Source organism: Streptomyces reniochalinae, from assembly GCF_003323735.1.
Taxonomy (GTDB): domain Bacteria; phylum Actinomycetota; class Actinomycetes; order Streptomycetales; family Streptomycetaceae; genus Streptomyces; species Streptomyces reniochalinae.
This window is the reverse complement of sequence record NZ_QOIM01000040.1, coordinates 1-14057: the sequence shown is the minus strand read 5'-3', so window position 1 is coordinate 14057 and position 14057 is coordinate 1. Positions and strand designations below refer to the sequence as shown.

The window sequence follows — 14057 nt, the reverse complement described above, 5'->3', positions numbered from 1 at the left end:
CGTCACAAGTCAACGTCAGGGGATCCTGTTGATCAGCACGGTGAGGCGCACGGGCCCGTGAAGGCCGGCATGCGGGCGCCAGCGCCACCGGTGTGCGGTCATGGGTGGGGCGCTCCGCTGCTGCAATGGGTCCGTGCCACCGAGCCGGTTATCCGCTAAGCGAAGGTTTTAGACCGAACACCGTTCGACGCATTCGAGCGGAATCGGACTGTTGGGGTGCGCCCGGCGGATTGCGCTCCCACCGAGCCCCGTTTCGGCGCCATATCCCTTTTGGACTATTGCATCGTGCATCGTCAGCCCCCGTGAGCATCAGTAACCCCGGTAAGTCGACCCGACTGCGCCACTTCACGCGCAGCCTGAGGCGCTTGCGACAACCGGAACTCAGTCCGCCTCATTATATCGCGCCGTCAAGACAGGACAGCCGGGGGCGACGCCCTACACAATTGGCTGAAACAAGACTGCCGCAAATGAAGTATGTGCCTCTCCGCTCCTCGACTTCTCTGCGCAACGCGCCAGTCGGCGCCGCGTCACGCCTTCAGCGGCGTCCACCAGTCCCGGTTCTCCCTGTACCAGCGGATCGTGTCCTCCAGGCCGTCCTCGAAAGCGATGAGGGGGACCCATCCGAGCTCGTCGGTGATCTTCTGCGGGTCCACGCAGTACCGGCGATCGTGCGCCACCCGGTCCGAGACGCTCTCGACGGCGGTCCAGTCCCTGCCGAAGCCGTCCAGAATGCGCTTGGTCAACTCGGTGTTGACCAGCTCCGCGCCGCCTCCGATGTTGTAGACGTTGCCCGCCTTTCCCTTGGTCGCGACGAGCGCGAGGGCGCGGCAGTGGTCGTCGACATGCAGCCAGTCCCGGCTGTTCATCCCGTCCCCGTACAGCGGTACGGGGACCCCGTCCAGCAGGTTGGTGACAAAGAGTGGAATGACTTTTTCCGGATACTGGTACGGGCCGTAGTTGTTGGAACAGCGGGTGACACGGACGTCGAGACCGTGGGTGCGGTGGAAGGCCAGCGCCAGCAGGTCGGAAGACGCCTTGGACGCCGCGTAGGGGGAGGTGGGCGCCAGGATGCACTCCTCACCCCAGGCGCCCTCGGGAATCGATCCGTAGACCTCGTCCGTGGAGACGTGCACGAAGCGCCCCACCCCCTCGGCCACGGCGGCCTGCAACAGGGTGTGCGTGCCCAGCACGTTGGTGCGGATGAAGGTGGCGGAGTCGGTGATGGACCGGTCCACGTGGGACTCGGCGGCGAAGTGCACCACCAGGTCCGCGCCGCGCATGGCCTGCCGCACCCGCCGCGGGTCGCAGATGTCGCCGTGCACGAGCTCCCACCGGGGATCGTCGGCGACGGGGGCGAGGTTCTTCCGGTTGCCGGCGTAGGTGAGCTTGTCCAGGACGGTGAGCCGGACGTCCTCGAAGGCCGGATAGGAGCCGCGCAGCAGTTCCCTGACGAAGTGTGAACCGATGAAACCGGCCGCCCCGGTCACCAGAACGCGCATGTCTCCACCACCTTGTCTGTCATCGGGGACGGAGCGGACGGACCGCCCCGCCGGTGCCGTCGGCCCCGTCGGCCTCACGGGTCTCCTCGGGCTCACGGACACCTTCGAACGCTCGGGCGTCTTCGGAAGCACGGGCCCTTTCGGACTCACCGGGCTCCCCCGCCTCGTCGGGCTCGTCGGGTACGTCGGGCTCCTCCGGCTCGCCGGTCCCCTCGGGGTCGCCGGCCGCCAGCAGTTCCGCCACGTGGTCGGCGATGGCCGCCACCGTGGGCTGGTGCCACAGCAGCGTGGCCGGGAGGCCCTGTCCGAAGCGCCTCTCCAGCCGGCGCCTGACCACGATCGTCATGACCGAGTCGAGCCCCTGTTCGGTCAGCGAGCGCCGCGGATCGAGGTCCCTGGCCGAAAGCCTCATCTCCCCGGCCACCTGAGCGGTGATCTCCTCGACCAGCCGCTCCCTGAGCAGTCCTGGCGGCAGGCCGGCGAAGTCGTCCTGCCGCCCGGCGGTCCCGTCCTCGGCGCCGGTCTCCGCCGCCGTGTCCAGCTCCGCGAGCACGGCCGGCCGTTCCATGCCGGGCTCCAGCGGAAGTACCCGCAGGACGGACACCTGCGACGCCGGGTGCCCGTGCGCCAGGTCCCAGGCGCCGAAAGCCTCGGCCGGGGTGATGGGGGCCGTCCCCCGGGCGCGCAGCTCCAGGTCGACCACCTCGTTGACGGCCATGCCCTTGCCCTTCCACGAGGTCCAGCCGAAGCTGACGGTGCCCTCGCAGCCCGCTGCCCGCCGGTGCGCGGCGAGCCCGTCGAGGAACGCGTTGGCGGCCCCGTAGGTGACCTGCCCCGGCAGCCCGAGCAGTTGGCCGCACGAGGAGAACAGCGCGAAGAAGTCCAGTGTGCCCGCGGGGAACATTGTGTGCAGCGTCCACGCGCCGCCCACCTTTGGCCGCAGTACGGAGCGGAGCGAGTCCTCGTCCACGTCGTGCAGCAGACGGTTGTCCACAACGCCGGCGGCGTGCACCACGCCGCGGATCGGGGGCATGCCCAGCGACTCGGGTGCCAGCGCCTCGGCGGCCTGCCGCGGGTCGGCGACGTCGACTGCCACGGTGCGCACGGTGACGCCGAGCGCCTCCAGTGCCCGTACCGCCTGGATCCGGGAGGCTGTCTCGTCGTCGTCCTGCCGGTCCCACGTGCCGCGCGGCGGCAGCGTGCGCCGCCCGGCGAGCACCAGCCGCCTGGCGCCGCGTTCGGCCAGCCAGTGGGCCACTTCGAGACCGAGCACGCCGAGGCCGCCGGTGACCAGGTACGTGGAGTCCGCGCGGCACCGCACGGGTTCTCGGCCCCCCGCGCGCTCCAGCGGCGCCAGCCGGGCGGCTTCGGTGGTGCCCGCGGCCACGGCCACCACGTCCTCGTCGGGCGCGGCGCGCAGCACGTCGAGCACGGCCGCCGGGGCGCGGTCGTCGCCGGGGGTGACGTCGACCGTTCCGCCCCACACCCCCGGCAACTCGGCACGCAGGACCCGGCCCAGGCCCCACAGCGGTGACTGGGCGAGGTGCGCGTCGCCCGCGGCCTGCCGCACGCCCGTCGTCAGGCACCACAGCCGTGGCGAGGGGCCCTCGGTGTCACCTGCCAGCTGTTGCGCCGTCTCGGCCAGCAGCCATGCCGCGCGTGCGGAGGACTCCGGAACCGCGAGGCCCGGGGCGCCGCCCGGCACCACCAGCACGCACGACGCGTCGGTCGGCTGCGGGTCCAGTACCGCCAGCTGCCCGGGCGTCGCGACGGCCCGGGGTTCGGCGCCGGCCCGCTGGAAGCGGCTGCGCCACAGCCTTGTCTGCGCCGGGTCGGGGCACACCAGCACGAGATCGAGCGGGCGGTCGCCGTCGGGCGCCGGAGCCGGGCACCGGGCCGGCAGTTCGAAGGGGCGCCACACCGTCGCGTGGGCCAGTTCGCCGGGTGCGGCCGCGCCGGAGGCCGCGTCGTCCATGGCGGCGTAGCGCAGACCGCCGAGGCGCGCCAGCACGTGACCGCGGTCGTCGGCGATGAGCACGTCGACGGTGTTCTCGCGGGCGGGATCGGCGGTCACCTCGATGGTCGCCGCGTCCGGAGGCGTTCCGGTGAGGTGGCACTCGTCGAGCCCGGCCACCATGCGCAGGGTGCGCGGTCCCCGGCACCCCGCCGGCGCGACGGACAGGGCCGCGTCCAGCAGCGGCGCCCAGCTGGACGGGGACGCCTGCGGCCGGTCGGCGCGGACCCGGGCGCGGAGCAGTCCCTCGCCGCGCAGCAGTTCCTCGACGCTCCAGTCGAACGCCATGCTGGGAACGCCGACCGAGGACAACAGCTCGCGCACCGCAGCTGGGTCCTCCGGGGTGAGCGGCGGGCCGCTTTCCGTGCCGGGTGACGGCTGAGGCGGCGCGGGCCGGGAGGCGGGCACCGCGAGCACCGTGGCGTGGGTGAGCCACGGGCGGTCGCCTCCCTCCTCGTCCCGCATCCGCGAGGTCAGGCGGACACCGCCGTCCTCGCGGATGACCTGTACCTCGCGCGGTCCCACGTCGGTGAGCGGCAGGAGCAGGCGCAGGTCACGCAGCACCGGCGGTTCGGCGCCGTCAAAACCGGCCCGCAGCAGCGTGTTGATCAGCACCGCGGCCGGGATGACCTCCACGCCGTTGATGGTGTGGCTCCCCGGGTAGGGGCGGCACGTCTCATCCAGCAGGGTCCGCCACAGCCGCAGAGGGCGCCCGCCGACCGGGACGGGCGAGCCCAGCAGGGTGTGCGTGTCGACGTCGTGTTCGAGCCCGTCGCCTGTGCCCTTGCGCGCGTCCCGCCACAGCGGCCGGCGCTGCCACGCCACCGTCGGCAGGGGGGCTTGTGAGCCCTCCGGCTGAAGGCAGGCCCAGTCGACCGGCGTGCCGTGGCAGTGCACGGCCGCCACAGCGGCCGCCAGAGTGGCCGCCTCGGGCTGGTCGCGCCGCAGCGTGGAGCCGACGAAGACGTCCGCCTGGTCCGGTTCCGAGAGGGTCTCCCGGATCGAGTGCGCGACCACGGGGTGCGCGGAGATCTCCAGGAAGGAGCGGTGGCCGTCCCGCGCGGCCCGCGCGACCGCCTGCGCGAGCCGCACCGGGCGGCGCAGGTTTCCCGCCCAGTACGCGCCGTCGAGCACGGGGTCGGTGCGCACCTCGTCCAACGACGTGCTGTACAGGGGAATCCGAGGCTCCCGGGGGGACAGGTCCGCCGCGGCGGCGGCCAGTTCGGGCAGCAGCGGGTCCATGTACGGGCTGTGGAACGCCACATCCGAGGCGACGCGCCGCACGGTGAGGTCCTCCGCCTGCCAGGCGGCGGCGAGGGCGTCCACCGCGCCCGGCTCTCCCGAGACGACCGTGGACAGCGGGGACGAGGCAATCGCGGCCACCACGTCCGTGCGGCCGCGCAGCCGCTCGGCCACGTCTTCGAACGGCAGCGCGACCAGGGCCATGGCGCCCTGCCCTGCCACGCGTTGCAGCAGCCGCGAGCGGCGGCAGATCAGCCGCGCACCGTCCTGAAGGGTGAGCGCGCCGCTCACGACGGCGGCGGCGATCTCTCCCACGGAGTGCCCCACCACCGCGGCGGGGGTGACACCGCGGGCCCGCCACACGGCGGCGAGACCCACCTGCATCGCGAAGATCATGGTCTGGACGCGCTCGACCGTCCCGAGAGCGCCGTCCACCAGTACCTGCCGCGGCGAGAAGCCGATCTCCTTCACGAACACCGGCCCCAGCGCGTCGATGACGTCGGCGAACGCCGGTTCGGCCGCCAGCAGTTCACGCCCCATTCCGGGCCACTGCGAGCCGTGCCCCGACAGGACCCACACGAGACCGCGGTGCCGCCCGCCCGGCACCCTGCCCGTGACCACGCCGGGGCCCTGCTCGTCGGCGGCCACTCTGCGCAGCCGCTCGACCAGCGTTTTCCTGTCGGCCGCGAGCACCGCCGCGCGGTGGTCGAGATGCGTCCGGCGGTGCGCGAGCGTGTGCCCGACGTCCCGCAGCGGCACCTCGGCGCCCGCGCCCTCCAGCCACGTGGCCAGCGCGTCCGCCTGCCGGCCGAGCCCCGCAGCCGAGGCCGCCGACACGGGGAACAGCGACTCGCCCGCCGCGCCGGCGTCCTCACCGGCGCTCCTGTCGCTCTCGGCCGCCGGCGCGTCGCGCCGCGGCGCCTCCTCCAGGACGACGTGCGCGATGGTGCCCCCGTAGCCGAACCCGGAGACACCGGCGCGGCGGGGGCGGCTGGAGCGGGGCCACGGCTCCGGCGCGGTGACGACCTCCAGGCCGGCGTTCTCCCAGTCCACCGCGGGCGTGGGAGTGGTGTGGTTCAGGCTGGCCGGGATCTCGCAGCGGTCCAGGGCCAGGATCGCCTTGACGACTCCGGCCACTCCGGCCGCCGCCTCCAGATGGCCGATGTTGGACTTCACCGAGCCGATGAGACACGGCCGGTCCGCCGGGCGCCCGGTGCCGTAGACGGCGCTGAGGGCCGAGACCTCCAGCGGGTCGCCCCGCCGGGTGCCGGTGCCGTGCGCCTCGACGTAGCCGATCGACAGCGGGTCCACACCCGCCCGGCGGCAGGCCCGCTCCATGACGTGGCGCTGCGCGTCGCCGTCGGGGGCCATGATGCCGCTGGTCCTGCCGTCCTGGTTGACGGCGCTTCCCAGCACGGTCGCCCAGACGCGGTCGCCGTCCCGCCGCGCGTCGCTGAGCCGCTTCAGCACGAGGACCCCGGCGCCCTCGCCGCGGCCGTACCCGTCGGCGGCGGCGTCGAACGGCTTGCAGCGCCCGTCAGGTGCCGTCGCGCCGGCCGCGTCGAGGGTCAGTGTGAGCCCCGGCGAGATGATCAGGTTGACTCCCGCCGCCAGCGCCACCGGGCTCTCCCCCGACAGCACGCTCTGGCAGGCCAGGTGCAGCGCCACCAGCGAGGCCGAGCAGGCGGTGTCCACGGCGAGGCTCGGGCCGCGCAAGTCCAGCGCGTGGGAGATCCGGTTGGCCGCCGCGCACATCGCGGAGCCGATCCCCGTCCACGCCTCGATGCGCGGCAGGTCCTCCAGCAGCCTGCGCCCGTAGTCGTCGGAGCCGACGCCGACGAACACGCCCGCGTCGGTCCCGGCCAGCCGCGCCGGTGGAAGCCCCGCGTCCTCCAGCGCCTCCCACGCGACCTCCAGCAGGACGCGCTGCTGCGGGTCCATCAACTCCGCCTCGCGCGGGGTCAGCCCGAAGAACTCCGCGTCGAAGCCCTCGATGTCGGCGAGGTAGCCGCCCCAGCGGGTGGCCCGGCGCAGCGCCGCTGTCGTCTCGGAGCCCAGGCCCCGGTAGACCTCCCAGCGCTTGTCGGGTACCTCGCTGATCCCGTCCCGGCCCTCACGCAGCATGTTCCAGTAGCGCTCGGGCGAGGTGGCGTCGGCGGCGAAGCGGCATCCCATGCCGATGACGGCGACGGGTTCCGCGGAGTGGTGCTCGCTGTACTCGGACCCCGGGACGCCGGCCATCGACGCTTCACCTTTCGCCGGAAGGTCACCGACGGCGGACGCGCGTCCTGTCGGCGAGGAGGAGTGGACGGTCATGGCCGGTCAGGCCCGCCACGGTGCGTCGTGCAGGACCTTGACGACGGCGCTGGAGACGGTGATGCCGGGGCCGACGCTGAACAGCAGCATGTGGTCTCCGGGGGCCAGCTCGCCGGTGGAGACGAGGTGGTCGAGGGAGACGATCTGGTCGCTGGCCCCGATGTGCCCGACCATCCGCCCGAACTCCCACGTCGACCTGGACAACGGCAGTCCCAGCACGGCGAGGAAACGCTGCTCCGTGATCTCCCTAGAGTGGTTCATCATCGCGACCCGTGTGACGTCGTCGAGCCCGATGCCCGCCTCGTCGAGGCTCTGCCGGACGATGTCGCCGATCAGCTGGTGCACCTTCGGCCACACGCGGGTACCGCCGGCCTCCGTCAAGGCACGCCGGTTGAACGCGGCGGAGCGGGCCGCGAAGTCCACCTCGCGCCCGGACGTGCAGCCTGGCGGGAACAGCTCCTCGCCGTACCTGTGGACCTCCTCGGACTCCGAGACGATGCCCGAGGTCACCGAGAGCAGCTGGGCGAACCCGTGCTCCTTGTCGAGGACGAGCGCGCTGGCGGCGTCGCCGATGATGAACCCGGGACCCGAGCGCCACCGGTCCATCAGCGGAGTCCCGTAGTTGTCCGAGGCCACCAGCAGCGCCCTGCGGCGCTCAGGCACGGCCCGCAGGTGCCCGGCCGCCAGCTCTATGGCGCTGAACATGCCGTTGCAGCCTTGGCGGATCTCCAGCCCGAGCGCCTTGTCGCCCAGCAGGTGGCGCTGCACGTAGTACTGCGGCTGCCAGCCGTCGGGGCCCTGGTGCCAGGTGTCCGCGTACAGCAGCAGATCGATCTCCTCCGGAGAGCCGCCGCTGCGTTTGACCGCCTCCTCGGCCGCCATCAGCGCCATCTCCGGTGCCGAGACGTCCCCGGCGACGGCGGCCCCGCCCAGCTGGTGCTCCTCCACGGCGTCCGGCGGATACAGCCCCTGCTCGACGGCCTGCTCGACGGTGACCGTCTGGGGCAGGTAGGACCCGACTCCCGTGATGAACATGTCGTGCGTCTGCACGGCCGTCTCCTCTCTCGGATGACTGGACGCGTCCCCGGGAAGTGGCCGACGGGGGACGGAGGGGGCCGGACGGGTTCCGGCCGGCGGGGCGGGGACGCGGCTCAGTCGCGCACCGAGAACTCCAGCCCCGGGGCGCTGGGCATCAGCGTCACCAGCGGAGACTGCGGGGTCAGGCTCTTCATGGCCGCCCCGAGCCTGCGCCGCTCGGCTTCCGAGAGCTGAGGCGTCACCGGAATCCAGCTGGAACGGAAGCCGTTCGCGGGATCGCGCACGTGCTCCAGGTAGTCGGGCTCCGCGTTGTCGTTGACGAGGACGGCGCCCGGAGCCAGCTGCGGGGTGAGCAGCCTCAGTACGTCCAGCGCGAGCGACGAACCCCGCTCGCCCGCCCAGCCGTCGCGCGACTCCTGGAACCCGTCCACGATGGCGTACCCCACCGGGCCGCCCAGCTCCTTCAGTGTTTCGCGCGCGTCGCCCTCGCGGATCTCCACGTAGTCCGTGAGCCCGGCGTCGTCGACGTTGCGCTGAGCGGCCTTCACCTTGGCGGGCACGACCTCGGAGCCGATCACCAGCCCGCCGCCGTTGTCCCGCACCGCCGCCGCGAGGTAGATCAGCGAGGTGCCGACCGAGGTGGCGAAGTCGACGGCGCGGGTGACCTTCGCGGCCCGCGCCGTCAGATAGATGAGCTGGCCGATCTCGGAGCTGACCGAGAGCGGCAGCTCCGCGAAGTCGAACGGGTCGTCACTCCACGTCTCCGTCGACCTGCCCATGTCGTTGACGGTCTCGAACGACGCGGAGTTGCCGGCGTCGAGCCTTTCGAGGACGTCGAGCACCCGGGGGTCGCGCAGCGCACCGGTGGAAACCATGCTGGCCGGCCTTTCGCAGTAGTAAGGGCGCCGTCCGCTACCAGGCGACGGGCAGCCGGTGGACGCCGTAGGTGTTCATGTCCTCCCGCATCGGGATCTCCTCCGGCGCGGCCGCGAGGCGCAGCCCGGGGAAGCGTGCGAAGAGTTTCTGGAAGCCGATGCGCATCTCGATGCGCGCGAGCTGCTGGCCCAGGCACAGGTGCAGCCCGTGGCCGAACGCCAGGTGCGCCGTCGGCGGCGCCGTGACATCCAGCTTCTCCGGGTTCTCGAACCGCTCCGGGTCCCTGTTGGCCGCGGGCAGCGAGACCGTGATGGTCTCGCCGGCTTTGATGAGCTGCCCGTCCAGCTCCGTGTCCTCCAGCGGCGCCCGCGTCGGGCTGTACTGGACGACGGTCAGGTAGCGCATCAACTCCTCGACGGCGTTGTCCAGCAGCCCGGGATCGGCGGTGAGGGCCGCGCGCTGGTCCTCCTCCCTGAGCAGCGCGTAGGTGCCCAGCGCGAGCATGTTCGCCGTGGTCTCGTGGCCCGCGGCCAGCAGCAGCATCGCGATGCCGACGAGTTCCTCGTCGGTGAGGTCGCTCTCGGTCAGGTCGCTCAGCACGTCGTTCCCCGGCGCCTTGCGCTTCTGCCGCACGAGTTCCATCAGCGATCCGGAGATCTCCCCGATGGCCGCTCCCACCTGCTCGGGGGTCGCGTTGAGGCTGACGAAGGTGGCCGCGTTGCGCTCCAGCGCCTCACGCTGCGCCTCTGGCGCCCCCATCAACTCGCTGATCACCTCGACGGGAACCGGCAGCGAGAACGCCGGGACCAGGTCGGCCGGAGGGCCCGCGGCCTCCATGGCGTCGAGGCGCTGGTCGACGATCTGCTCGATCCGCGGGCTCAGCTCCTTCATCCGCCGCGCGCTGAAGACCCGCGTGAGCAGACTGCGGTAGCGGGTGTGCTCCGGCGGGTCCATGCCGATGAACATCCCCGGAGGCGCGGTCCGCCCCATGAACGCCGTGGAGCCGGGGCGTTCCACGGGAGAGCGCTTCAGGTCCAGCCGGGCGCTGAACCGCGGCTCGTCCAGCACGGTCCGCGCCAGGGCGTAGCTGGTGACCAGCCATCCGACGTGGCCGTCGGGGTAGGCGAGCCGCTGGAGCGGCTGCTCGGCCCGCACCCGCGCCAGGTCCGGTGGCAGGTCGAAGGGGCGGGGACGTGCGGTGGGCAGTACGTACGGTTCCGCGGTGGAGACGCCGGAGTCCTCGGCCATGGTCAAGAGTCCTTGTCGATCGGTGGACCGGAGCGAGTACGGGGTCAGGCCATGACGAACGTCGTCCGGTACAGCGGCGGGCGCTGTTCGTGGTCGTGCAGCGTCAACGTCATGAAGCCCTGCTTGCCCGCGTAACGTCCCGACGTCCCGCGGACCTGGAGCACCTGCGTCATGCCGCTGAGGATCGCCGTGCAGTCGATGACACCGCTGGTCTCGAAGGTGCCGTCCTCGAACGTCGTGACGCTGCTGTGGTACTGCCACATGTGGGGGGTGTACGTGAGCACCACGGCGGTGCCCTCGACCGTGCCCACGCGCTCCCCGGCCTCGTCGTAGAAACCGTCCTCGTACTCCGCGTAGTCGACGCCGCCGGACGCGGCATCGTCGATTGTCGCGAGCTTCTCGATCCGCTCCGTCAGACCCTCGACGACGATGACGTCGTCGAGGACCTGCCCCAGCGGACCGTCCTGGGCCTTGTACAACCCACCGGCGACCGCTGCCGCGACGGCGAGCCGGCCTGGCTCCAACTCGCTGGACGTCCCCAGGTCGCCCTGGAACGCGAGCGTGCCGGCGTTGAGAGCACGCTCGGACACCGGGCCACCCGGGTTCGCGTCCTCACCCGAATCCCGGTCCCTCGTTGCGTAGTAGTTCATCTCCGGCTCCAGACTCGTCATCGGGCTCACGCCCGCCGTCGGACACGCCGCTCGCTGTCGGACACGTCACCCGCGTCCGGGCCTCACCCGTGTCCGAGGCGTTTGCTGCGCGCCACGCGGTGGCGCATTTACGGCGGACCGCCCTGTCCCGGGCGTTTATCCGTGTACTCAAAACCCCGGCAAGCATCGGAGCATTCACTAAAGTTGCGCTAATCCCGGGCTTCTGCGAGCAGCCGCACGGATTATCGCGCAGGCGGCACGCCCGAGTACTGGAGCAGAGTTAGCGCCGCTTTAGTCGCGCGGTGAAGGATGCCCGTAGCGCAATGGGCCACGCATGGAACCCGCACGGACCCCGCGTGGGCCCGCCGAAAATACCCGCCCCCGGGAATACCCGGCGGAATGCAATCTCGGTGCTGAGTACGGTGTGCCGGCCCCCGAAGATCTCTGGGAGCAGGGAACTGATGACGGCTATCTCCTCCGACAAGGTCGCCGAGGCGCTTCGGGCGTCACTGCTGGAGAACGGACGACTTCGGCAGCGCGTGCAGCAACTCACGGAAGAAGCCGGCGAACCGATCGCCATCGTGGGCACGGCCTGCCGCTACCCCGGTGGAGTACGCTCCCCCGAAGACCTGTGGCGACTGGTCACCGAAAGCGGAGATGCCGTCGGCGATTTTCCCACGGACCGCGGCTGGGATGTCAACAGACTGTACGACCCCGACCCGGAAAGCGTCGGAAAGACCTGTACACGCTCGGGGGGATTCCTCCACGACGCGAGCGGATTCGACGCGGATTTCTTCGGCATCAGTCCGCGCGAGGCACTGGCGATCGACCCGCAACAGCGGCTGCTGCTGGAGACGGCCTGGGAGACCATCGAACGTGCGGCCCTGACCCCCGCGTCCCTGCGCGGAAGCCGCACGGGCGTCTTCACCGGCGTCATGTACAACGACTACGGCGCACGCCTACAGCCCGCACCGGACGGATTCGAAGGCTTCATCGGCACGGGCAGCTCGCCCAGCGTCGCCTCGGGACGCATCTCCCACACCTTCGGGTTCGAGGGCCCGGCGGTCACGATCGACACGGCGTGCTCGTCGTCGCTGACCGCCATGCACCTGGCGGGGCAGGCGCTGCGCAACGGCGAGTGCGAGCTGGCTCTGGCGGGCGGCGTCACAGTGATGTCCACACCCGGCGTCTTCGTGGAGTTCAGCCGCCAGCGCGGGCTGTCACCGGACGGGCGCTGCCGCGCGTTCGCCGCCTCGGCGGACGGCGTCGGCTGGGGCGAGGGCGTCGGACTGCTCCTGCTGGAACGGCTCTGCGACGCGCGGCGCAACGGTCATCCGGTGTTGGCCGTCATCCGGGGCAGTGCGGTCAATCAGGACGGTACGAGCAGTCAGCTGACGGCTCCGAATGGTCCGTCGCAGGAGCGGGTGATTCGTGCGGCGCTGGCGAACGCGCGGCTGAGCGAGGCCGATGTCGACGTCGTAGAGGCGCACGGTACGGGCACGAGGTTGGGTGATCCGATCGAGGCGCAGGCGCTGTTGGCGACGTATGGGCAGGACCGGCCGGGGGATCGGCCGCTGTGGCTGGGGTCGGTGAAGTCGAACATCGGGCACACCCAGGCCGCCGCGGGTGTGGCGGGTGTGATCAAGATGGTGGAGGCGATGCGGCACGGTGTGCTGCCGCGCACGTTGCATGTGGATGAGCCGACGCCGCATGTGGACTGGTCGGTGGGTGGGGTGCGGCTGTTGACCGAGTCGACCGCGTGGCCGCAGACGGGGCGTCCGCGGCGGGCTGCGGTCTCTTCGTTCGGGATCAGTGGGACGAATGCGCATGTGGTGCTGGAGGCTCCGCCCGCTGTGGAGGGGGCGCTGTCGGAAGGCTCGGGGGTTGAGGAGCCGGGCGGGGTTGTGTCGTGGGTGTTGTCGGCGAAGTCGCAGGTGGCATTGCGCGCCCAGGCGGCCCGGCTGGAGGAGCATCTGCGCACTCGTCCCGACCTGGGGGCGTCGGCTGTCGCGGGGGCGTTGGCCACCACGCGTACGGTCTTCGACCACCGTGCGGTCGTCACCGGGACGGGCCGTGACGAGCTGATCGAGGGCCTACGCGCCCTGGCCCAAGACGAGACACGCCCCGGTGTGGTGTGCCCGGGTCAGGCTGCCGACGTCTCCGGGCGGACGGCGTTCCTGTTCTCTGGCCAGGGTTCGCAGCGCGCGGGGGCCGGCGCCGGGCTGTACGCCGCTGAGCCGGTGTTCAAGGCGGCGGTCGATGAAGCCTGCCAACACCTCGACCCCCTGCTGGGCCGGTCGCTGGTGGAGGTCATGTGCGCCGAGCCGGGCAGTGAGGCGGCCAGGCTGCTGGACCACACCCGCTACACCCAGCCCGCACTGTTCGCCCTCCACCTGGGCCTGTACCGCCTCCTGGAGCATCACGGCCTCAAGCCCGACGTCCTGGCCGGACACTCGGTGGGGGAGATCACCGCTGCCCACTGCGCGGGGGTCTTCTCCCTCGCGGATGCCGCACGCCTGATCGTCAAGCGAGCAGAGCTGATGGGGCAGCTGCCTCCCGGCGCGATGGCCAGCATCCAAGCCACCGCAGACGAACTCACCCCCCACCTGAACGACCAAGTGTGTATCGCGGCCTACAACACACCCCGCCACACCGTCATCTCCGGCGATCCGGACGCTGTCGCGGCCATCGTGGAGGCGTTCACGGCTCAGGGGCGCAGGGTGAAGACACTCGCGACCGAGCACGCCTTCCACTCCCCCCACACCGACACCATCCTGGACGCCTTCCGGGAAGCAGCCGAGCAAGTCACCTACCACCCACCACACACCCCCCTGATCTCCAACCTCACCGGCCAACCCGCCGAGACCGAGCAGATCACCACTCCTGGCTACTGGGTGACGCATGTTCGCCAGCCGGTCCGGTTCGCGCACATGCTCACCACCCTCGCCAACGCCGGCACAAACACCTACCTCGACCTCGGCCCCACCCCCACCCTCGCCCCACTCATCCACCACACCCTCAGCGACGGCGCCGACAACAACAGCGAAACAGACACCCCCACCGTCCTCACCACCCTCCACCCCGACCACCACGACACCCACGCCCTCACCACCACCCTCGCCCACGCCCACACCACCACCCACCCGCTGACCTGGCAGCACCCCCACCCCAACG

At 71.6% G+C, this 14057-nt stretch carries 7 protein-coding genes; 1 reads left to right on the top strand and 6 read right to left on the bottom strand.

The annotated features are described in order from the left end of the window. Positions 1–527 precede the first annotated feature (527 nt). From rfbB to DQ392_RS21915, 6 genes are all read right to left on the bottom strand, one after another. Entirely contained in the window at positions 528–1499 is a 972-nt protein-coding gene (gene rfbB / locus DQ392_RS21940) for a dTDP-glucose 4,6-dehydratase (RefSeq protein WP_114017406.1), read from the bottom strand. A 19-nt stretch (positions 1500–1518) separates the two neighbouring features. After that, positions 1519–6996 (bottom strand): type I polyketide synthase, encoded by a 5478-nt coding sequence (locus DQ392_RS21935; RefSeq protein WP_114017405.1) that lies wholly within the window; start codon positions 6994–6996, stop codon positions 1519–1521. Between the two features lie 81 nt (positions 6997–7077). Beyond that, a complete protein-coding gene (locus DQ392_RS21930; protein ID WP_114017404.1) occupies positions 7078–8121 on the bottom strand; it encodes a ketoacyl-ACP synthase III family protein in 1044 nt (347 codons plus the stop codon). A 101-nt stretch (positions 8122–8222) separates the two neighbouring features. Continuing rightward, positions 8223–8984 (bottom strand): O-methyltransferase, encoded by a 762-nt coding sequence (locus tag DQ392_RS21925; RefSeq protein ID WP_114017403.1) that lies wholly within the window; start codon positions 8982–8984, stop codon positions 8223–8225. 37 nt (positions 8985–9021) lie between these two features. Then, entirely contained in the window at positions 9022–10233 is a 1212-nt protein-coding gene (locus DQ392_RS21920; protein ID WP_114017402.1) for a cytochrome P450, read from the bottom strand. A 44-nt stretch (positions 10234–10277) separates the two neighbouring features. Next, positions 10278–10883, bottom strand: a complete 606-nt coding sequence (locus DQ392_RS21915) for an allene oxide cyclase barrel-like domain-containing protein (protein WP_114017401.1) — start codon at positions 10881–10883, stop codon at positions 10278–10280. Between the two features lie 461 nt (positions 10884–11344). Here DQ392_RS21915 and DQ392_RS21910 point away from each other — a divergent pair. Continuing rightward, positions 11345–14057, top strand: a 2713-nt coding sequence (locus tag DQ392_RS21910; protein WP_425470577.1) for a type I polyketide synthase, incomplete at its 3' end; no start/stop codon positions are given.

Coding starts and splice junctions, on each gene's coding strand:
- DQ392_RS21935 (WP_114017405.1), bottom strand. CDS start 6,996: ATGGCCGGCGTCCCGGGGTCCGAGTACAGCGAGCACCACTCCGCGGAA.
- DQ392_RS21920 (WP_114017402.1), bottom strand. CDS start 10,233: ATGGCCGAGGACTCCGGCGTCTCCACCGCGGAACCGTACGTACTGCCC.
- rfbB (WP_114017406.1), bottom strand. CDS start 1,499: ATGCGCGTTCTGGTGACCGGGGCGGCCGGTTTCATCGGTTCACACTTC.
- DQ392_RS21925 (WP_114017403.1), bottom strand. CDS start 8,984: ATGGTTTCCACCGGTGCGCTGCGCGACCCCCGGGTGCTCGACGTCCTC.
- DQ392_RS21915 (WP_114017401.1), bottom strand. CDS start 10,883: ATGAACTACTACGCAACGAGGGACCGGGATTCGGGTGAGGACGCGAAC.